Here is a 20,476-nt window from a genome sequence, read left to right as displayed (position 1 = left end):
ACGTTAATTAATTAATGAACAAACAACATCCTTGGCATCAGATAGCTCCTGGAAGCGACGTGCCAAATTCGGTCAATGCAATCATTGAAATTACAAACGGCTCAAAAGGGAAGTATGAATTAGACAAAGAAACGGGTCTTCTTTTATTGGATCGTGTTCTAAGCTCATCTGTTGTATACCCCGCCAATTATGGTTTTATTCCACAAACCTATTGTGACGATAAAGACCCATTGGATATCTTGGTTATCTGCTCGGTAGATATCTTGCCGATGACATTGGTAGAGGCTAAGGTAATCGGTGTGATGAATATGGTTGACGGCGGAGAACAGGATGATAAAATTATTGCTGTAGCTAAACACGATCCGAAATATAGTTATCTGAATGAAATGGAAGATTTAGCGCCGCATATCATGAAGGAAATCGTTCAGTTTTTTGAAAGCTATAAAGCGCTTGAAAAGAAAAAAGTGAGCGTAGACGGTATTCACGGTCGTGAACGTGCACAGGAAATTTTATTGGAAAGTATCGAACTATATAAGAAAGAATTCGGTAATAAATAATCTGTAGCATGGCTCTCGATGTTTTTTGGACGGTATTTTTGGTTTTAGCTAATGGTTTTTTCGTAGCTGCGGAATTTGCAATTGTCAAGGTTCGGGCTTCGCAGATTGAACTTCAGGCAAAATCAGGAAGTAAAGTAGCCAAAATTGCAAAGAATATCACCGAACACTTAGATGGCTATTTAGCAGCTACACAGTTAGGGATTACATTGGCCTCTCTTGCGCTCGGATGGGTGGGAGAGGCTGTAATGACGCGTATTGTACACGAGTTTTTTGGATTGTTCAACGTCGAATTGACCGGAACGGTAGCAAAAAACTTAGGGCATGTCCTTGCATTTAGTATTATTACTTTTTTGCATATCGTCTTTGGTGAACTGGCTCCGAAATCTATCGCCATACAGCGACCGGTAGCAACGACTATGCGGATTGCTGCACCGCTTCAGTTTTTTTACTATATTTTCAAACCCATTATTTGGTTACTGAATGGGTTTGCTAATTTCCTATTACGTTTAATCGGCATCGAAGTTAACGCCCATGAAGCACATCACTCTTCCGAAGAGTTACAGTATCTCTTGGAAAAAGGAAAAGAAAGTGGAGCATTGAATAATGCAGAACATGAACTCATTAAGAACGTTTTTGATTTTAATGAACGTATTGTGAAGAATATCATGGTTCCACGTACCAAGATCGTTGCGGTAGAAATTACAGATACGGCCGAAGAACTCATCACGACGGCTACGGAGGAAGGCTATTCCCGTATCCCCATCTATGACGACAATATAGATCAGATTGTCGGCATTGTACACACCAAAGATTTACTGCCGATTATTGTGCAGGGTAAGGAGGTTGTCTTAAAGAATATTATACGTAAGCCCTATTTTATTCCGGAAACAAAAAAAATCAATGATTTGATGGCTGAATTTCAGCAAAAGCGGATTCAGATTGCCATTGTTTTGGACGAATTTGGTGGCACGGCGGGAATGGTGACGCTAGAAGATATCGTAGAGGAATTAGTTGGGGAGATTCAAGATGAGTATGATGAGGAAACACCCGTTGTGGAGAAAATTTCGGAAACCGAGTATATGGTAGATGCCGGAGCGAGTGTGCATGATGTTAACGGTTATTTGCCCCTAGAACTACCCGAAAGTTCTGACTATGATACCATGGCAGGTTTAGTAAGCCATTATTTCGAGAAGATTCCCGATGTCGGTGAAGTCCGGGAAGCAGTTGGATATTCATTTACTATTATCAAGAAAACCCAACAGAACATAGAATTTGTGAAATTGGAATTGATGGAGACACCATACGATGATATTGATGAAGATTAAATAAAGTATGCATCTATTTTATACGCCCACCATTGAACCGCACTATAGGGAGTTTATGCTCAGCGAAGATGAAAGTAAGCACGCTGTTCGGGTGTTGCGTTTGACGGCGGGCGATGAGATATATCTGATTGATGGCGTCGGAGGATGGTATAAGGCCAAAATCCTGGATCCACATCCTAAGCGAACCACATTATCTATACTGCGTGTAGAGCAGGATTATGAAAAACCCGCTTATTATTTGCATGTGGCTGTCGCACCGACTAAAAATATGGATAGGATGGAGTGGTTTTTAGAGAAAGCCACGGAAATCGGGATACAGGAGATTACGCCTATTGTGTCGACCCATTCAGAGCGGAAGGAAGTCAAGATAGAACGTTTGAATAAAGTGGTGGTTTCTGCTATGAAACAATCTCTTAAAGCGTATCTCCCGAAAATAAACCCCGTGACTTCCCTACCACAGTTTTTCGAACAGATAAAAGCGGAAGAATATACCGCTAAAGCTATTGCGCATTGTGCTGCGGGCGAAAAGCAATATTTAACAGATACTTGCCTTCCGGCAGGTAAGTACATTATCTTGATTGGTCCAGAAGGTGATTTTTCTGAAAGTGAGATTACACAGGCACTTTCATTAGGGTATCAACCAATTTCGTTGGGCAATAGTCGTCTTCGTACCGAAACTGCTGCCGTAGCTTGCTGTTTGGAGATTGCGGTTTTAAACCGTTGACGTTACTTTATCAACACGGCATCTACTATTTGAATCTCTGCATTCCCTTTTAGAGGTTCCGGATTAAATACCATTTTTCCTTTTATCTTAATAGGTTCCTCCGTAAATCTTACAGATTCGCTCTTCATAAAGATTTCGACCATGGGTGGGATACCGTTACTTCCGCAGAAAGCACACTGCATGACGGGAAGCACCGAAAGCATAAAAGTCTGGTGATTGCGACCGCTGTTTAACGGAACGAGATAGCCGGGAAGCTCCACCACTTTATTCTCTAACGATTTTAGAGCGGGTGGATAATGGGGCGTGTATACTTTTTTATTGTTCTCCGTGGTTACTTTATACATCATCTTGTCGATGGCCTCCCAAGTACTGTTCATCATGGGGGTATGGTCGGGCACGTTCATCTCTGGAAATTGCCCGATTTGAGCTTTCGCTATACCGAAGGTGAATAGTGTGATAATACATGCTAATATCGTGGTCTTCTTCATGGTGTCTAACTAACTAATCTAACTTTCTAATTACCTATCTGCTAAAATTGTTGAAATGGATGTTTTGTAGGCTTTAATAGCCGGAATGATTGCTGCTAAGATGCCCAATAGACATGCAGCAAGAACTAAAAATAGCTCTTGTCCATGAATGTTAAATGCCTCTATAAAATCGGCGCTTTCAGTGGTTTGCTGACCGATTAGATATAAAGCCCCGTGTCCAAGTAATAATCCTACTATGCCGCCTATCAATGTAATCACTAATCCTTCGACTAATACCAGACCGAAAAGTTTAGTTTGAGATGCACCCATGGAGCGCATGATAGCAAGGTCATATTTTCGATCTTTCAACGCGTTATAAAGACTAATGAACACGCTTAAGCCGGCGATGAGCATGATAATATAAGCTAAGATAGCAAGTGAATCCAGTCCTACACCTAATAGCGAGAACAGGCGTGTACTTTCGATTGCAGGAGAAGCGGCTTGCATATCCGTAGATTCGTTTACCAACCGCGGGATGACTCCCAATGCTGCTGGCGAACTATATTTGATCAACAAGGCGGTCACTTCTTCACCACGATCTTCCAACATATCCGCTCCGATACTCTTGACAAATAGGTCGTTTGGTTTTTCGGAAACCAGTTCTTCAGGGTTGGGTACCTCTGCGTCATGCTTATGTTCATGTGCATGGTGGTCGTGGTCGTGATCATGTTGGTGTCCATCTTCGTGACTGTGCTCATGGACATGCTGTTCCCCATGTTCATGGTCGTGATCGTGGCTGTGGTCATGGTCATGGTCATGGTCACCATGGTGGAGTCCATGGACATCCCATACACTTTCCAGATTACACAGGATAAGGTTGTCCACAATAGACCCCGATTTTTCCAGAATACCGACTATTTTAAACTGGTGATCGTCGTGTACATGCCCATCTTCCGAAAGACCGTGCACGGTAAAAAATTCATCGCCTATCCCCAGACCTCTTTTACGCGCTACCTCGCTTCCTATTACAGCTTCAAAAGAAGTTTTCCATAGTTCTCCGCTTTCTATGGATAAGCCATAGAGCTCCAGATAAGATGGTTCTGTACCGATGACACGATGACCTTTGAAGTTATCCCCCAAAGAAATGGGAACAGCCATTTCGATAAAAGGGTTTTCGCCGAGTTGTCTAGCTTGTGCCAAAGCAATATTTCCGGTAGGGTTGTCTACATGGTAGAGTGAGCTTAGAATGAGTTGTAGCGGACTTCCTTTTGCCCCAACGACAAGATCTATATTTTTTGTATTGCTTGTCAGTTGTTTTTCAAAGGTGTCTCCCGTAATATAAATGACACATAAAATGGCTACACCAAAAGCGGTGAGTAATATACTGAGTAGGGTGGAACCGAGCTGTTGGGTAATGTTTTTCCAGACGAGTTGCAAATTATTCATGGCTACAGTTGATAAGAGTTGGCGAATTGGTCTTTTATACGCTTATCGTGGGTGGCGATGAGCAAGGTGGAACCGTAGTTGCTAGCGATATTGAAAAGTAATTGCAGAACCAAGTCGGTATTCGTATCATCCAGCGATGCTGTGGGCTCGTCAGCTAACAATAGACCTGGACGATTAATGACTGCTCTGGCGATAGCAACACGTTGTTTTTGTCCGCGGCTCAATTGGCTTGGCAATACATGAGCTTTGTCTTTTAATTGCAGATAATCCAATAGCTCGATAATAGCTTGTTCATCCACTGGATTTTTAGCCAAGCTTTGCGCTAACTTGATATTTTCTGTTACAGTAAGGTTTCGTAGAAGATGCGCTTCTTGAAATATAAAGCCAAGATTTTTTGCCCGAAAAGCATCCAGCGTAGTTCCACGCATGGTATACAACGATTGATTCATCAGGTGAACCTCTCCAGTAGTAGGTCTGGACAGTCCGCTCAATAAATGCAAAAGCGTGGTCTTACCTGTTCCAGAGTCTCCCAAGAGCAAGCTATGTTGGTTTTTTACTATATGGATGTCAGGAAAGTCCAATTTAACACCTTGTGGGTATTGGTAACTTAATCGGACGGACGATAGTACCGTATCTGCCATAGTCTGTTGTTTTAAGGCACCAAATTACTAACTATTATACACAACTCCGAATAAACAAAAGAGGGATGCTAGGATTTAACGAAAAAAATACAATCTGTTCGAAGGGGTGTTAATAATTTATTAACAAACAAGTGATGTTTTAATAATCGGTTGTTAACAGTTAGCTAATATTATGCTCATAATATTGCAACATAATATTAACATAAGAGATGATCAAGTTTAGTTATTATGTTGCTTTAGTCGTTACGCTAGTAACCACGCAGGTTGCTGGGGTTAAAGCACAACAATTTGGAGTAAAGGGAAAAGTTTTGGATCTCGAAACCTATCAGCCCATTCCAGGAGTTAGTATCAAAATTGTGAACACCCAGTATGCTACATCTACTGACAATGCCGGAGAGTTTTCTATTACCTTACCGGAGAAACAAGGAGAGTATACTCTGGTAAGTACGTTTGTAGGATATAATACCGATTCCACAACGTTCAACCTTGAACAGAGTGAATGGGAATTTATTCCCGTGGCTTTGGTAAATGCGAGCTCTACGTTGGATGAAGTTGTCATTACCAGAAGGAGGGAACGTGCGAGCGAAATCGTACTATTGGAAGAACGACGTTTGTCGAATTTGATGGTGGAGAAGATCGGTGCGCAGGAGTTGTCGAGGAAAGGTGTCGGCGATGCTGCATCTGCCTTAGCAAAAATGAGTGGGGTTTCCCGTATAGAAGGAACTAGCCAAGTATATGTGCGTGGACTGGGTGACCGCTATAATACGACTTCGTTTAACGGCATGCCGATTCCATCGAATGACCCGGAGCGTAAGAATATTGATTTGGATCTTTTTACAACAGATATTGTAGAGTATGTCGCGATAGATAAAGTATATAGTAACTATATGTCGGGCGATTTTGCCGGAGGAAATGTGGATATCGCATCAAAAAGGTATTCTGGCGACGGGATGTTGGAAGTGACTCTCGGAAGTAGCATGAATACCAATGTGCTTGGTCAATGGGATAATTTTTATTTGCAACAAGGACCAAATCGTAGCGGATTTGTGAATTATGGTGTTCCTAATGATCCGTTTGGTGGATTTAATTTTCAAAATAGTTTGAATCCGAAAAAGCAAACGCCAGTATTTGGTAACATTGGTCTACGTGGAGGAAAATCCTTTAGTTTTGGTAACGAAAGCCGTTTAAATTTATTTGCTATAGCGAATTTTACGGGTGATTACAATTATAGAGAGGGTGTGAATAGACAGCTGAGTAGCGGTGGAGCGCAGCTGAAGGATTTCGACCAAGTACGGTATGAGTACACTACTAACGCTACAGGTATGTTCAATGCAGAATATGTGCTGAATCCCAGTCATCGATTTTCCTACAATTTCTTGTTTATCAACTCTTCGGATCAATCGGCCGATCGTTATCATGGCTTTATCCGAGATATGGCAGAAAACGGTACCGGGATAGTGCAACGTAATACCTTTCGGCAAACCAAATTGTTCGTGAACCAACTTTTGGGTAATCACGTAGTAACGGAGAAAATAGATGTAGACTGGGGACTGTCCTATAATAATGTGACCAGCGACATGCCTGACCGTACGCAAAATATTACACATATAGATGACCAGCTGGAGTACCGGGTATTAGCTCAGAATCAGCAAGCTGATAATCACCGTTATTTTCAAGACCTGACAGAACAGGAAGTAGCCTTTAATGTTGCGGCACATTATAAATTAGGGGATGCCGATCAAGGTCGGATATCGGTAGGCTACAATGGTAAAATAAAGGATCGGAGTTACGAGGATATTCAGTTTAACTTCTTTCTTCAACAACCAGGAATGCAATGGAAAGTCGATCCGGATAATATGGATGCTTTTTTTAACGCTTCGACTTATCATCCTGACCTTTTCAGAATAAACGGTTTCAGGAGTACCCTTCCCCAAACCTATGAAGGGAAACAAAATATCCATGCTGTTTTCGTGAATGGAGAATATAAACTAACGGACAGGCTTACAGGTGTGCTGGGCTTACGCTATGAAAATATCATGCAATCTATTCAATATTCAACGGTTTTAGAGGATATCGGAACACCCAATACATTCAGACGGAACAGCATCCTACCTAATCTAATCTTAAAATATGAGCTGGATGAAAAGCAAAATCTACGTTTAGGTGCCAGTAAAACCTACACTATGCCACAATTTAAGGAACGTGCCCGTTTTGAATATATGGATGTAACAGAAACCCGTGTTGGGAATCCAGATTTATACGCATCGGAAGACTATAACTTGGATATTAAATGGGAGATGTTTCCGCGTTCGTCGGAGTTGTTGTCTATCACAGCGTTTGGTAAGTACATTAAAGATCCTATGAACCAAGTCACGTTAGCTTCGTCCACCAATGATGTTTCCTACTTGAATACCGGTGATTATGGAACAGTTTATGGCGTGGAAGTGGAGGTGAAAAAAGATTTGTTTACGTTTGACAATGGCGATAGCAAGCTATCGGTAGGGGGCAACGCTGCTTATATGAAAACCGATCAGGAATTGGATGCCGAGAAAGTGAGAAACGAAACTACGTATAATATTAGTTTGACGCATGATAAGGCCAGTTTTACGGGCGCGTCAGATTTTTTGATGAACGTAGACCTCTCCTTTACCAAAAAATGGAATAATGACTCGGATGTTATGGCTACAGTGATGTATAATCATTTTTCAGACCGACTGTATTCTTTGGGATCACAGGGCAGAGGCAATCAGCTTGATAAAGGGGTAGGCACATTGGATTTTATACTGAAATATAAAATCAACCGACATCTGGGTGTCGATTTAGGCGCTAGAAATCTATTGGATCCGACCTACGAACGATTCCAGGAAAGTGCTAACGGACCGCTGACGGTACTTTCTTACAAAAGAGGTGTTCGCTTTTCGTTAGGGGTGAAATATACATTATAATACGAGTTAACAAAAGGGTAATATTATGTTAACCGAATAGAAATTTAAACGATAGATATTTGTATTAATAAATTTAAATAAATTAGAGAGATGATGAAAAAATCTACTATTCAATTGACTAAGATGTTCTGTTTAGGACTTTTGTCTACTTCGTTGGCGTTTACTTCATGTAGTGACGACGATAACCCAGAACCAGATGGAAACTCTTCATTTGAGTTAGTACGCGAAGATTTTCAGGGTGAAATCACGAATGGTGAAGTTATTTTAACTTCAGGTACATATAAACTGACAGGAAAAATCGAGGTGAAAGATGGTGCGACCTTAACAATTAAACCTGGTGTAACCATCGAGGCGACTGATCTTGATCCTGCTAGTGATCGTCGGGAAATTCGCTACATAGCAGTAGCTCAAGGCGGAAAAATTAATGTGGAAGGTACACAACAAAGCCCGGTTGTGATGACAGCAACAACAAAAGAGCCAGCTGCGTGGGGCGGTTTGGTAATCTGTGGACGTGCTCCAATTAATGTAGGAGAGTTTGCGTCAGCAGAGGTTTCGAATTTGAGATACGGTGGTACCGCTGCTAACGATAATTCAGGTTCACTCAGATATTTGCGGATTGAATATTCAGGATATTCATACAATGACGAAAAAGAATTTAACGGACTTTCTTTATTCGGCGTTGGTAATGGAACAACGATCGAGTATGTACAGTCTTACCAAGGTTCGGATGATGCATTCGAGTGGTTTGGTGGAACAGTAAATGCAAAATACTTGGTGTCTATCAATACACATTCATCAGTTGGTGATGATATCTTTGACTGGACAGAGGGCTGGAACGGTACAGGTGAAAACTGGTACGGTAAAAGAACAAACAATGGTAACAGAGGTATCGAGGCAGATAATAATTCCAACAATCATAATGCTAGTCCTATCTCTAACCCTACAATTAAAAACCTGACGTTGGTTGGAAACAATGCAGGTGGTGAAAACCATGCGATCAAAATGCGCGTAGGTACGAATGGTAACTTTGATAATGTGGTATTAAGTAACTGGGGTACTGGTTTTGATATCCAACACGATGAGAGTTTGGCATTTGTTGAAGCTGGTGAATTAAAAGCAACCAATGTTAAATTCGTAAATGTAGGAACAAAAGCAAAAGGTACTTCTACTGCAGGCGCTGATGTAGACATCACAAAAGTATTTACGGAAAACGATGAAGCAACTGGTGCCGGAAACGGTGTGGATGCTCCAGAATGGGCACAAGGTTGGACTGTTGGTTTCTAAACAACAATAGCGTAGATACGCTTCAGAACAATAAAAGTTAAATAAATATACCTCTCAAAAACCGGCTTCTGATAAAGGAGCCGGTTTTTTATTGCAATATTTTTTAAGGGTGTCGATTAAAATTAAAACTGTCAGCGTAATGTTTTGAATTATTAAATTAATGATTTGTTGATTTATAGGTAATACGTTTCTCTTATTTTACGGTCGATAAAAATCGCCTAGTTTATTCTAAAATATATCAAAAATGAAATTAGTATATTCTTTATTACTTTGGTCTTTACCTTTATGGTCTTTTTCTCAGGACGCGGGTATTTTCAATAAAGTGTATAAACCAAGTTACCACCAGATAGACAGTGTAGCCTCCTACATCCCATTAAAAGATGGAAAAGTCGTATACCGTGAATTTATAACATATCAAGGAGATAAGGAAAAAGCTTACATTGCTTTAAAACGGTGGTTTGTAGATAATTTTCCAGACATCCAAAATGTGATTCAGATTGACGATCGGGAAACCGGTACATTGGTCGGAAAGTCGATGAGAAAATATAATTTTAAATCAGGTATTAATAAATCTGACTTTTCTATGTATTTTACGGTTGCCATAAATATCAGTCCTGATACGATTGATATGTCGGTTTATAATATCTACGGCAGCGACAAACGTCGGAATAACCTACAGATGTATTTGGAGGCAACCAACGCGATGCTCAATGAGAATATTAACTTCAATCAGCACAATTCCGTCGAAAAGTTTAATGTAGACGTTACCAAATCTTATTTTGACTACCTAAAAAGTAAACGAAAAAAATATAACGGGAAGATCGTTTATACGGTCGATAGTGAGGTTCGGAGGATATTTGAGTCAGCGAGAAAGGTATTGATGTAGTATAATTATAATCCCTCTTCTTGTTTTGTAGACTAAGGATTGAATTCAACCCAAGGTTTACCCTAGTTTGACCCAACCACGACCCAGCCTAAGAAGGGTTATAGACAAGGATCACCTAAGGATGGCACAACAAATACGCAAGAAACAGCTAACAATGACAGGAAAAAATCACGGTTAATGTACCGCGAGTGTACCGAAAAGGTACTGGAGATCTACTAAGAAGCTACTGGAGATCTAATACTGACCCACTAAACGCATGTACCTTTGGCGTAGATCCACGGTACAGTAAAAGTAAAGGAATATTAGGGGCGGTAAGCGTATCAGCACCACGGTATGTTACCGAAAGGATAGAGAGGCCGTATTTGCCGCCATCCGGGAAGCTGGTGTAATGCTTTATGAAAACAAGGGCATGATCAGTTTCTGTCCGGAAGACGTCGAAGAAAACGGAAGAGAAATTAGCTTGGTGGGAATGAACGAGATAGCCCAAAATATCGATTTGCCTCGGAATTTTCTTATGTGTATAAAATTTCATATCTTTACACATACACAAAGAAAAGTATTATGCGTACGAATATTGAGTTAGATGAACAATTGATTAAACAAGCATTACACATTAGTCGTCTAAAAACCAAAAAAGATGTTGTGCATGAGGCATTGAAGCAATATGTTGCTTCCTTGAAACGTAAAAATATACTATCCCTAAGGGAGGAGAGCACGTGGGAAGGTGATTTAGAGCAGATGCGGAGTATATGAGGGAGCCGGTGATTTTCGATACCTCGGTCTGGATTGATTTCTTTAACAAGAAAGATACACGGGAGTCCCTTTTGTTAGAACAATATATTTTGGCTGATGATGAGGTGCTGATGGTTCCCATTATCCTACAGGAAATACTTCAAGGAATCCGAGAAGGCAAAATGTATAACCAAATTAAAGAAGCCCTTTCTTTTTTTCGATTATTGGAATTGCCAGCTTATCATACAGCTGTCGGAGCTGCTGAGTTATATCGTTCGTTGCGTAAACAAGGAGTTACCATCCGTAAAAGCAATGATTGCCTTATTGCATATTATGCCATATGGTTTTCAGCCCCATTGGTGCACACCGACAGGGATTTTGATCAAATTAGTAAATACAGTGATTTGAATATTCTTAAATAGAGCGTAATTCATTTTATATATATCAATATAATGTCCTAACCATGACTATCAAAAAATATATAATCACATTAAGCTTGATTCTTGTTAGCATATTCGCTTTTACCCAAACCAAACTGCCGTTTTTGACAGTAAAGGATATTGATAAAAGAACAGCGTTCGAGGAACTAGTAGAGCTTCTAGCAGACAGTGATTATTTTATCCAAAATATAGAAAAGCAGGCTGGATTTATTCAAGTGAAAGCGGTTATAAAAAAGCGAGGTATATTTGCGAAAAGAGCTGGAAATAAGATCATGTATAATATATTCGTGAAACAAGCTAGCGAACGCGTTGCCCAGATTAATTTCCAAGCAAATATAGAAATATCCGACAGAACCGAAGACGGTTACTATTATAGGGACGAAGGCATCTCTAATGATCCCAAAGATTATGAAGAACTGCTAAAGCTGATCGAATCTCATTTTGAAAATCAGTAATTCACGGCTAATCCTACGCCAAAGCCCATATCGCTATCATAATGTGTGCGGACACCAAAATTCCGGGTAAGGATATACCGTAAATCGAGCATATATTCTTTATCCGTATTCACCATAAAGCCTGCACGTACTCGTCTGGAGACAGGGATATCTTCACGCATTAAGGCTAATCGCACAATACCGTCATGATATACTTCCGCCTGAAAATTAATGAGCATAGGTAATGTATACATAACCCCTACGCTAAAGGCACTCCGGTTATCTTTCTTATTTACCTGTCCGAACATATTCTTTTCCTGTTCGTTGTGCCCCATTTTTCGATAGCGCCAGTCGAAACCGACGAACGGCATAAGCCACTGCATTTTTCCGATATACCGGCCGAAGTGCGTTTCTACCTCATAACCATGCGTATCATGATAGCCTAATCGCCATTCTGTCCCTAAGCTCCAACGTGTGTTTTGCAACATCGCTTGCCCGTCATTACCGTTGGTCGCAAAATCATTTTCGGCCATAAAGTGAAGCATATTGCTTTCGCGTTGTAGCACTTTATAAGCCTTTTCCTTATCGGGGAGCAAGTCATTTTGATAATCACCTACCGCGAATACACGGTTCATGCCAGCCATCATATGGTATAAGATATGGCAATGGAAAAACCAGTCTCCTTCCGTGTTTGCCATAAACTCGATGGTATCCGTTTCCATCGGCATGATATCCAACACATTTTTTAAAGGAGCATATTCACCCTGCCCGTTCAGAACACGGAAATCAAAACCGTGCAGGTGCATGGGGTGGCGCATCATGGAATTGTTATACAGGATGATGCGTAAAAGTTCTCCTTTATCTACCGGAATTTTATCCGTTTCGGATAGCACCCTGTTATCCATACTCCACACATAACGGTTCATGTTTCCCGTCAGCTCGAAGCGAAGTTCCTTGACAGGTGCGTCGCTAGGCAATGTTGTTTTGTAAGGTGATTTCAACATCGCGTAATTTAAAGTGACAATTTTCTGGGAAGATAGTCCGTGTGCCTCGTGTTGATCTTGATCAGATACCTGCGCTTGATAATGGGCATGTTCCTGTTCCTGCTGATGCATTTCATGATTGGAGTGATGGTTCTCTGTTTCGGATTGTTGCTGGCCCTGATGATGTTCTTCGTGTGTATGATCATGATCATCTGCGGATGTTGCACCATGATGTTGATGCATGTCGTTCGATGGAATTTCCGGATACATGACAGCATTCATATCCATTTTTTGAAGCCCCATATCCATTCCCATATCATCCATATCCCCATTCATTTTCATCATGTCGTTCATCATTTTCATGCCCTCAAAATACTGAAGTCTCGACAAGGGCGAGATGAGCTGGCGAATGCCTTCGCCTAGATACATGGAAGCAGAGCCGGAACGATCTTCCGCTGTTGCCATTAGCTCATAAGCGGTATGTTCTGCCGGAATATCGACAATAATATCATAAGTCTCCGATACACCGATGATCAGTCGGTCCACTTCTACGGGAACCACATCGTTACCGTCGTTAGCAACGACCGTTATTTTGCCGCCGGCATAGGTCATCCAAAAATAGGAAGAGGCACCACCGTTAATAACCCGGAGGCGCACGCGATCCCCTGCTTTAAACTGGGGAAGTTGTTGTTCGCTCGTGCCGTTTATCAAAAACTTTTCGTAATATACATCACTAACGTCCATAGCTTCCATACGCTTCCATTCATTCACTACTTTTGTTTTAAAATGACCTGCCTTGATTGCCTCGGCGTAGCTTTGTACCGTATTCTTCTTGATACCAAACCAATCGTTCCCCGTACCCAGCATACGCTGTACATGATGCGGGTGGAGATCCGTCCATTCACTCAAAACTACAGGGATGGTCGGTATGTCGTCAATTCCCTTCCGAAAGCTACGGTCATCCTTGCGTTTCTGAAAAATGATAGCACCATACATACCTATCTGTTCCTGAAAGCCAGAGTGGCTGTGGTACCAATAGGTACCATTTTGCTTTACAGGGAAACGATAAGTGTAAGTTGCCCCCACAGGTATAGGCATTTGGGTAAGAAATGGTACACCGTCTTCTCGGTTGGGTAGCTGCACACCGTGCCAATGCAAAGAGGTGCTTTCTTTAAGCAGATTGTGCAATACGATTTCGGCGGTGTCGCCTTCTGTAAATATCAATGTCGGCATCGGAATCTGTCCATTTACAGCAATGGCGTGTCTTTCTTTTCCGCTGTAGTTAACCAGTGTATCCGTCACATACAGATCATATCGAACCACTTTTTGGGCAAGCGTTGTAGAAACGGATACTAGTAACATAAACAGAAAGGACAGATACCGACTAAACATATTCATCTTTTTAAATATTGTTATTTTTTAATGCTGTTTTCCTTGATGTGATGAACCTTGATGGTGATCATGTTGCGAATGCTCATCGGTCTTTGTTTTGGGCTTCGATTGCTTCAATTTACGATCATATTGACAACAGTCATGTAAATTACGGTAGACATCATCAGGAGCCAAATATTTTTCATTATCATAGCCCACTTGTGCAATACGTTTCAAGACTGTGTCCACTGTCGTCTTTTCTGCATCGTAGGTAATAGAAGCTCGCTGGTTATCGGCATCCCAAACAACCTGTGCTTCATTTTGCACATTACCTGCTTTCTCGATTGTACGCTTGCACATACCGCAATTGCCATTGACTTTCGCGGTCTCGATTTTTGCATTTTTTATCTGCGCGATCGATAGCGTCGATAAAAGGACGAAGCATGTCGTGATAATATAAGATAATCTCTTCATTTTTTTATTGTTTTATCGTTTACTAAACCTGCATCGGTTCTATTTTAAAGCCAGCTTTCTGAACCGAATCTATAACCTCTTTTTCCGTTGCCGTATCTGCAACAACGGTTAATATTTTATCTTTATTGTTGGTGTCTACTTCCCATTTGGTTACCCCATCCAGTCCATTTAGAAATGGTGTTACACCAGATACGCAGCCACCACAATTGATGTTTGTTTTGAACTTAAAAGTTTTATTTTCCATGATGTTCCATTGTAAATTATGTGTATGATTTATATTTTATTATCTGTAGTTGTTTACGCTTTTGTGCAACGTTACTTCTTCCATTTCAACCGTAAACTGTTACTTACTACGCTTACGCTACTCAATGCCATCGCCGCACCGGCAATCATTGGGTTGAGCAGGAACCCATTTATGGGATATAATATACCTGCTGCAATCGGGATGCCAATTAGGTTGTAAATGAAGGCCCAGAATAAGTTTTGTTTGATAGTAGCCACGGTCTGTTTGGATAACTTGATCGCTTCGGGTATCTTTTTTAAATCGGAGGAAATGATGGTCATTTTCGCCACATCCATGGCAATATCACTTCCCTTACCCATCGCGATACTGACATCAGCGGTTGCCAAAGCGGTGCTATCGTTAATACCGTCGCCTACCATAGCAACGACCTTTCCTTGCTGATGTAACTCCTTAACGAAATCTGCCTTATGCTGCGGTAACACTTCCGCTTTATAATGCGGAATGCCCGTCTGCTCGGCGATGGCTTTGGCAGTAGCTTCGTTATCTCCTGTAAGCATATATAGCTCAATATCCATGTCCTTTAATTGCTGAATAGCTTCTACAGATGTTCCCTTGATTTTATCGGAAATAGCCAATACGGCAAGCGCTTCTTTACTATTAGCAAACCAAATAACCGTTTTGGATTCTAGGCTCCATGTATCGGCGTACTGTTGAAGTTGTCGAGAGATTTGAACACTGTGGTCCGACAATAGTTTTTTGTTACCGGCATAATAATCTTCACCCTCATGAACGGCCTTTGCCCCTTTCCCGGTTATACTCTCAAAAGAAGTGAGCGAAATTGCTTGCGTATTTTCTAAATGTTTCACTACGGCATCCGCTAGGGGGTGTTCAGATTGCTTTTCTAAACTAAACAAGATATGTTGGTGAACAAGTTCCTCCTGTAACCAATGCATATCGGTAACCTGTGGTTTCCCTTCGGTGATCGTACCTGTTTTATCCAGGATAATCGCATCCACTTTTTTAGCCAATTCGAGGCTCTCCGCGTCTTTAATTAGGATACCCTGCTCAGCTCCTTTTCCTACACCCACCATAATAGCGGTTGGTGTCGCTAACCCCAGGGCACATGGACAGGCAATAACCAAGACGGTGACAGCCGCTAAAAGACCGTGTACGAGTCCTTCATTACCGTCAAGCACCAACCACAGGACGAAGGTAAGGACGGCGATTCCCAAAACTACCGGTACGAATATGCCGGCAATTTTATCCACTAATTTTTGTACAGGGGCTTTGCTGCCTTGTGCGTCCTGCACCATTTTAATGATCTGGGCTAACATGGTTTCTTTACCGACTTTTGTCGCTTTAAACTGGAAGCTTCCTTTTTGGTTAATCGTACCAGCAAAAACTTTTTCGTTTTCTTTTTTCTGTACGGGGACAGGCTCGCCGCTGAGCATACTTTCGTCTACATAAGAATTACCGGACGTAACGATACCATCCACGGCAATCTTTTCGCCCGGTTTTACTAAAATCACGTTGTCGACATGTACATCCTCTATGGCAACTTGTTTTTCCGTGCCATCAGGCAGTATGAGAACGACGGTCTTCGGCTGTAACCCCATCAGTTTTTTTATAGCGGAAGAGGTATTGCCCTTCGCTCTTTCTTCCAATAATTTACCCAATAGAATAAAAGCGATGATAACAGCCGCTGCTTCAAAGTAAACATGTGGTTCTAAGTTTCTTTCCAACCAGAATTCGGGATACAGCATATTGAAGACACTGAATAGGTAAGCTATCCCGGTACTCAGCGCAACAAGGGTGTCCATATTTGCAGAACGGTGTTTTGCCTGTTTCCAGGCATTAGTAAAGAAGTCTCTACCTAACCACAGAACAACCGGCGTGGAAAACAGCCACATAATTTCATTGCCATAAGGCATATGCATGAAAAACATGCCGATAACGACGACTGGAAGGGATAGAATAATCGCCCAAATAGTTTTATTTTTTAACGTTTTATATTTTTTCTCGTGGATAGCTTCTAGCGTTTCCTGTTGGGTGCTTTCGTCTTCCAAAAGCAGATCATAGCCGATGGATTGTAATGCTTGTTGCATGGCTGCGGGGCTGGTCGTATCCGGTTGGTACTCCACAGTCAGCGTGGCGTTGGCAAAGTTGACCGCAGCGTCCAATACCCCAGGCATCGCTTTAACGGTGCTTTCTGAACTTACGGCACATCCCGCACAGGTCATGTTCAAGACCGGAAATGATTCTTTTACCGCGGTTTGTTTATTGTTTGTAGCCATAGCTTTATACCTTTCTTTTGTTATCAACAAAGTTCGGCATAAAGGGTTGATGGTATCTTACACTATTTTGGGAAAGAGTTGTAAGATTTACATCATATTACACCTCGTCGAGCGGTTTCCGCTTGTCTTCTTTAATTTTTTTAAAATGGCTGGGCGATAAGCCGGTCACTTTTTTAAACTGATTGCTGAGATACGCCACACTGGAATAACCCAGCTGATAAGCAATTTCACTTAACGACAACTCATCATACACCAATAGTTCTTTCACACGTTCGATCTTTTGAGCGATGTGATATTTCTCGATGGTGATACCCTCCACTTCGGAGAAGAGATTGGATAGGTAATTGTAATCATGATGCAGCTGATCGGCCAAAATATCCGAGAGGTTAACGGTGCGTTCCCCATCTTGTTCGCGTACCCATTGTATAACAATAGCTTTTATCTGTGCAATAAGCTGACTCTTTTTATCGTCGATCAACGCAAATCCCAGCGGCTCCAGTACATCTGCAATCGTAACCAATTGGGCTTGCTCTAAGGTCTCCTTCAGAACCACTTCTCCTAATTTTATCGACTGGATATGGAGCCCTAATTTCTCGATCTCTTGGCGAACCACCATGATACAGCGGTTGCATACCATATTTTTGATGTAAATGGTCATTTTATAGGCGTTATCATTAGCCCAAAATAACAAAGAATATTGCAATTCAAAAGTAATATTACTCATTCTCTATTGCACGATCCCTAATTAACACAAAAAGGTCGCATCCAAATGTTTTACAACTGCACCAACTCATCCTTCGTACTATCCCTAATGTAAAACATTTGAAGCGACGATTTTTTTGGTCCATTTTTTTCTAAAAAAAAGGACAATGAAAAACCTTATCTTTACTCCTTATGGAGATTTTACATTCACGAATATACGGAGAGGACAAGCCGGGCACCCCTTTATTGGTGATGCATGGGCTGTTTGGCATGTCCGATAATTGGGGTAGCTTTGCGCGGGAATTTGGTCAGGACAGACCTGTTCATTTGTTGGATCTGCGTAACCATGGGCATAGCTTTCACAGCGAAGAGATGTCGTTGGCGGTAATGGTCGACGATTTGGAAGCTTACATAGACCATCACGGGCTTCAGGAAGTCGATATACTTGGTCATTCCCTTGGCGGAAAAGTGGCCATGCAGTATGCCGTTTCCAAGTCGACCAACATCCGTAAACTGATTATTGCGGACATTGCACCCAAAGCTTATCCGCCGCATCATCAAAAAATAATAGAAGCGTTGCAGGCCGTTAAGATTGACGAAGCGAGTAACCGTGGGGAAGTAGAAGAGCAATTGCGCGAATATCTGAATGAAACCGGTGTCATTCAATTTTTGCTTAAGAACGTGTATATAAAGGAAGACCGTACATTAGATTGGCGTTTTAACTTAAAAACCTTAACCGAAAAATACGCAGCGTTTATTACGGTAGGTGTGGAGCCGGGTGTTTACGATGGGGAGACATTATTCCTGTCTGGCGAGAAATCAAACTATATCCTGGAAGAGGATTATCCGATGATCAAGGAGATGTTTCCGAATTCGGAGATTAAAACCGTTCCGAAAGCAGGGCATTGGGTACAAGCCGAGAATCCAAAAGCGTTCAACGAACTGGTTACTCAATTTCTAAGCTAGCGTACAACCGCTCCTATGTAACAAAATTTTCCTATCTTTCGGGCTATTTACCCAAGTGAACTTATATGAAGCAAGTACGTAATTTAATCCTAACCGCCATTTTACCAATGGGTTTATTGGTGGGGTGTGGAGAGACCCAAAACAAACAAGTACAAGAAACGGACAAGGCATGGCAAATAGCGGATAGCATACGCGCATTGATCGTGGCGCCTACCTTCGCAGAGAAAGATTTTGTGATCACGGAATACGGAGCCGACGTCGATAGCACTGTCCTCAGTACCAAAGCTATCCATGCGGCTATTGAAGCTTGTCACCAAGGTGGAGGTGGCCGGGTTGTCGTTCCCAAAGGAACGTTTTTGACCGGTGCTATCCATTTGAAAAGCAATGTCAATTTACATCTGGAAGATGGCGCAAAATTGCTGTTCAGCCGGGATGTAGCGGATTATAAGCCGTTAGTCAAAACACGCTGGGAGGGAATGGAATGCATGAACTACTCGCCTTTGATTTACGCTTATGGTCAAGAAAATATAGCCATTACCGGAAACGGTGTCCTCGATGGAAATGCAAATAACAAACACTGGTGGCCATGGAAAGCGAAGAAAGAGCATGGCTGGGTTGAAGGGATGGATAACCAATTGGCCGCCGTCAAAAAATTGACACAAGAAGTAAAAGACCGCGTTCCGGTGGAAGAGCGAATACATGGTGACGGTAGTTTCTTACGCCCGCCGTTTATTCAACCCTATAACTCGTCCAACATTTTAATTGCCGATGTAAAAATTATTAATGCACCGTTTTGGAACATCAATCCGGTATTATGTGAGAATGTGACGGTACGGAATGTCAGTGTAGTCACGCATGGGCCCAACAATGATGGCTGTAACCCAGAGTCCAGTAAAAATGTCTTGATAACGGATTGTTATTTTGATACGGGAGATGACTGTATTGCGATTAAATCCGGACGGAACGAAGATGGTCGGGAGATTGGGCGTCCGGCGGAAAACCATATCATCGAAAACTGTGAGATGAAAGATGGTCACGGTGGTATTGTTCTAGGTAGTGAGATATCTGGTGGAGCCAAGAATATCTTTGCTCAGAACCTAAAAATGGATAGCCCAGAACTGGATAGAATATTACGGATTAAAACAAGCTCACTCCGCGGTGGGATTATAGAGGATATCTATGTGCGTAATATCGAAGTAGGGACCTATAAAGAGGCGGCCGTTCTAGTAGATATGTATTACGAAAACCCGGGCGATTTTATGCCTACCGTACGTAACATTACGGTAGAAAATCTGAATGTAAAACAAGGAGGGAAGTTCGGCGTGTTAATCAACGCTTATGAAGAATCTCCGGCAGAAAATCTTAAAATTATCAACTCCAATATCGAAGGTGTAGACGTACCTATTCAGGCGAACTATACCAAAGGAATGAAATTTGAAAATGTAACCATCAATGGAAAATTGGTAAGCGAAGAGGATGTGCAATCGTCATCTGAGGCCGAGTTTGAGACCTTTTAGCCATCTCGAATAAGCTTTGTAAAAAACAAATGGCGGACATTTCT

Annotated in this window: 20 protein-coding genes; 11 read left to right on the top strand and 9 right to left on the bottom strand. The window is 41.6% G+C overall.

Annotated elements, in window-relative coordinates; all coding sequences use genetic code 11:
* Positions 1 to 14: 14 nt before the first annotated feature.
* Genes FXV77_RS12700 through FXV77_RS12690 form a run of 3 tightly spaced genes read left to right on the top strand, consistent with a single transcriptional unit; the run spans position 15 to position 2,606 of the window.
* Positions 15 to 557, top strand: a complete 543-nt coding sequence (locus FXV77_RS12700) for an inorganic diphosphatase (protein WP_148919601.1) — start codon at positions 15 to 17, stop codon at positions 555 to 557.
* An 8-nt stretch (positions 558 to 565) separates the two neighbouring features.
* On the top strand, positions 566 to 1,882 hold the full coding sequence (locus FXV77_RS12695) for a hemolysin family protein (protein ID WP_148919600.1): 1,317 nt from the start codon (positions 566 to 568) through the stop codon (positions 1,880 to 1,882).
* Positions 1,883 to 1,889: 7 nt separating this feature from the next.
* Entirely contained in the window at positions 1,890 to 2,606 is a 717-nt protein-coding gene (locus FXV77_RS12690) for a 16S rRNA (uracil(1498)-N(3))-methyltransferase (RefSeq protein WP_148919599.1), read from the top strand.
* Between the two features lie 2 nt (positions 2,607 to 2,608).
* Here the strand turns inward: FXV77_RS12690 and FXV77_RS12685 are convergent, their stop codons facing one another.
* From FXV77_RS12685 to FXV77_RS12675, 3 genes are read right to left on the bottom strand one after another with little or no spacing between them, the layout of a single operon-like run.
* Positions 2,609 to 3,094, bottom strand: a complete 486-nt coding sequence (locus FXV77_RS12685) for a hypothetical protein (RefSeq protein WP_148919598.1) — start codon at positions 3,092 to 3,094, stop codon at positions 2,609 to 2,611.
* Between the two features lie 30 nt (positions 3,095 to 3,124).
* Positions 3,125 to 4,519, bottom strand: a complete 1,395-nt coding sequence (locus FXV77_RS22540) for an ABC transporter permease (protein ID WP_148919597.1) — start codon at positions 4,517 to 4,519, stop codon at positions 3,125 to 3,127.
* A gap of 2 nt (positions 4,520 to 4,521) precedes the next feature.
* A complete protein-coding gene (locus FXV77_RS12675) occupies positions 4,522 to 5,160 on the bottom strand; it encodes an ABC transporter ATP-binding protein (protein WP_148919596.1) in 639 nt (212 codons plus the stop codon).
* A gap of 209 nt (positions 5,161 to 5,369) precedes the next feature.
* Between FXV77_RS12675 and FXV77_RS12670 the strand changes: the two genes are divergently transcribed.
* The 3 genes from FXV77_RS12670 to FXV77_RS12660 all read left to right on the top strand — a co-directional run bounded on the left by FXV77_RS12670 (position 5,370) and on the right by FXV77_RS12660 (position 10,275).
* Complete coding sequence (locus FXV77_RS12670; protein WP_148919595.1) at positions 5,370 to 8,105, top strand: TonB-dependent receptor; 2,736 nt, start codon at positions 5,370 to 5,372, stop codon at positions 8,103 to 8,105.
* 90 nt (positions 8,106 to 8,195) lie between these two features.
* On the top strand, positions 8,196 to 9,389 hold the full coding sequence (locus FXV77_RS12665) for a hypothetical protein (protein WP_222867788.1): 1,194 nt from the start codon (positions 8,196 to 8,198) through the stop codon (positions 9,387 to 9,389).
* A 244-nt stretch (positions 9,390 to 9,633) separates the two neighbouring features.
* Positions 9,634 to 10,275, top strand: coding sequence for a DUF4468 domain-containing protein (locus FXV77_RS12660; RefSeq protein ID WP_148919594.1), 642 nt, complete (start codon positions 9,634 to 9,636; stop codon positions 10,273 to 10,275).
* A gap of 223 nt (positions 10,276 to 10,498) precedes the next feature.
* Here the strand turns inward: FXV77_RS12660 and FXV77_RS12655 are convergent, their stop codons facing one another.
* Positions 10,499 to 10,807: a hypothetical protein gene (locus FXV77_RS12655; RefSeq protein WP_148919593.1), complete on the bottom strand. Its 309-nt coding sequence runs from the start codon at positions 10,805 to 10,807 to the stop codon at positions 10,499 to 10,501.
* Between the two features lie 29 nt (positions 10,808 to 10,836).
* Here FXV77_RS12655 and FXV77_RS12650 point away from each other — a divergent pair, with 29 nt between their 5' ends.
* The 3 genes from FXV77_RS12650 to FXV77_RS12640 are packed head-to-tail and all read left to right on the top strand — an operon-like array spanning position 10,837 to position 11,902.
* Positions 10,837 to 11,028, top strand: a complete 192-nt coding sequence (locus FXV77_RS12650) for a type II toxin-antitoxin system VapB family antitoxin (protein WP_148919592.1) — start codon at positions 10,837 to 10,839, stop codon at positions 11,026 to 11,028.
* Positions 11,025 to 11,429 (top strand): type II toxin-antitoxin system VapC family toxin, encoded by a 405-nt coding sequence (gene vapC, locus FXV77_RS12645; RefSeq protein ID WP_148919591.1) that lies wholly within the window; start codon positions 11,025 to 11,027, stop codon positions 11,427 to 11,429. The genes FXV77_RS12650 and vapC overlap by 4 nt, the downstream gene beginning before the upstream one ends.
* Before the next feature lie 41 nt (positions 11,430 to 11,470).
* The gene (locus FXV77_RS12640) at positions 11,471 to 11,902 is read left to right on the top strand and encodes a hypothetical protein (protein WP_148919590.1); all 432 of its coding nucleotides are present in this window, start codon (positions 11,471 to 11,473) and stop codon (positions 11,900 to 11,902) included.
* On the opposite strand, the gene FXV77_RS12635 is transcribed toward FXV77_RS12640, so the two are convergent.
* The 5 genes from FXV77_RS12635 to FXV77_RS12615 all read right to left on the bottom strand — a co-directional run bounded on the left by FXV77_RS12635 (position 11,896) and on the right by FXV77_RS12615 (position 17,971).
* Positions 11,896 to 14,256 (bottom strand): multicopper oxidase domain-containing protein, encoded by a 2,361-nt coding sequence (locus FXV77_RS12635; RefSeq protein ID WP_317132153.1) that lies wholly within the window; start codon positions 14,254 to 14,256, stop codon positions 11,896 to 11,898. The two genes, FXV77_RS12640 and FXV77_RS12635, sit on opposite strands and share 7 nt — an antisense overlap.
* A gap of 27 nt (positions 14,257 to 14,283) precedes the next feature.
* On the bottom strand, positions 14,284 to 14,709 hold the full coding sequence (locus FXV77_RS12630) for a heavy-metal-associated domain-containing protein (RefSeq protein ID WP_187444122.1): 426 nt from the start codon (positions 14,707 to 14,709) through the stop codon (positions 14,284 to 14,286).
* Positions 14,710 to 14,731: 22 nt separating this feature from the next.
* A complete protein-coding gene (locus FXV77_RS12625; protein WP_148919588.1) occupies positions 14,732 to 14,953 on the bottom strand; it encodes a heavy-metal-associated domain-containing protein in 222 nt (73 codons plus the stop codon).
* Between the two features lie 71 nt (positions 14,954 to 15,024).
* Positions 15,025 to 17,247: a heavy metal translocating P-type ATPase gene (locus FXV77_RS12620; protein WP_148919587.1), complete on the bottom strand. Its 2,223-nt coding sequence runs from the start codon at positions 17,245 to 17,247 to the stop codon at positions 15,025 to 15,027.
* Positions 17,248 to 17,344: 97 nt separating this feature from the next.
* On the bottom strand, positions 17,345 to 17,971 hold the full coding sequence (locus FXV77_RS12615; protein WP_449448575.1) for a helix-turn-helix domain-containing protein: 627 nt from the start codon (positions 17,969 to 17,971) through the stop codon (positions 17,345 to 17,347).
* A 170-nt stretch (positions 17,972 to 18,141) separates the two neighbouring features.
* Here FXV77_RS12615 and FXV77_RS12610 point away from each other — a divergent pair, with 170 nt between their 5' ends.
* Together FXV77_RS12610 and FXV77_RS12605 are read left to right on the top strand one after the other, a co-directional pair.
* Complete coding sequence (locus FXV77_RS12610) at positions 18,142 to 18,915, top strand: alpha/beta fold hydrolase (RefSeq protein ID WP_148919586.1); 774 nt, start codon at positions 18,142 to 18,144, stop codon at positions 18,913 to 18,915.
* Positions 18,916 to 18,980: 65 nt separating this feature from the next.
* Positions 18,981 to 20,432, top strand: coding sequence for a glycoside hydrolase family 28 protein (locus FXV77_RS12605; RefSeq protein ID WP_148919585.1), 1,452 nt, complete (start codon positions 18,981 to 18,983; stop codon positions 20,430 to 20,432).
* The last annotated feature ends 44 nt before the right edge of the window (positions 20,433 to 20,476 follow it).

The organism is Sphingobacterium phlebotomi (assembly GCF_008180195.1).
Classification (GTDB): domain Bacteria; phylum Bacteroidota; class Bacteroidia; order Sphingobacteriales; family Sphingobacteriaceae; genus Sphingobacterium; species Sphingobacterium phlebotomi.
Note: the sequence above shows the minus strand (reverse complement) of the source record. Positions and strands in the feature narration are given on the sequence as shown.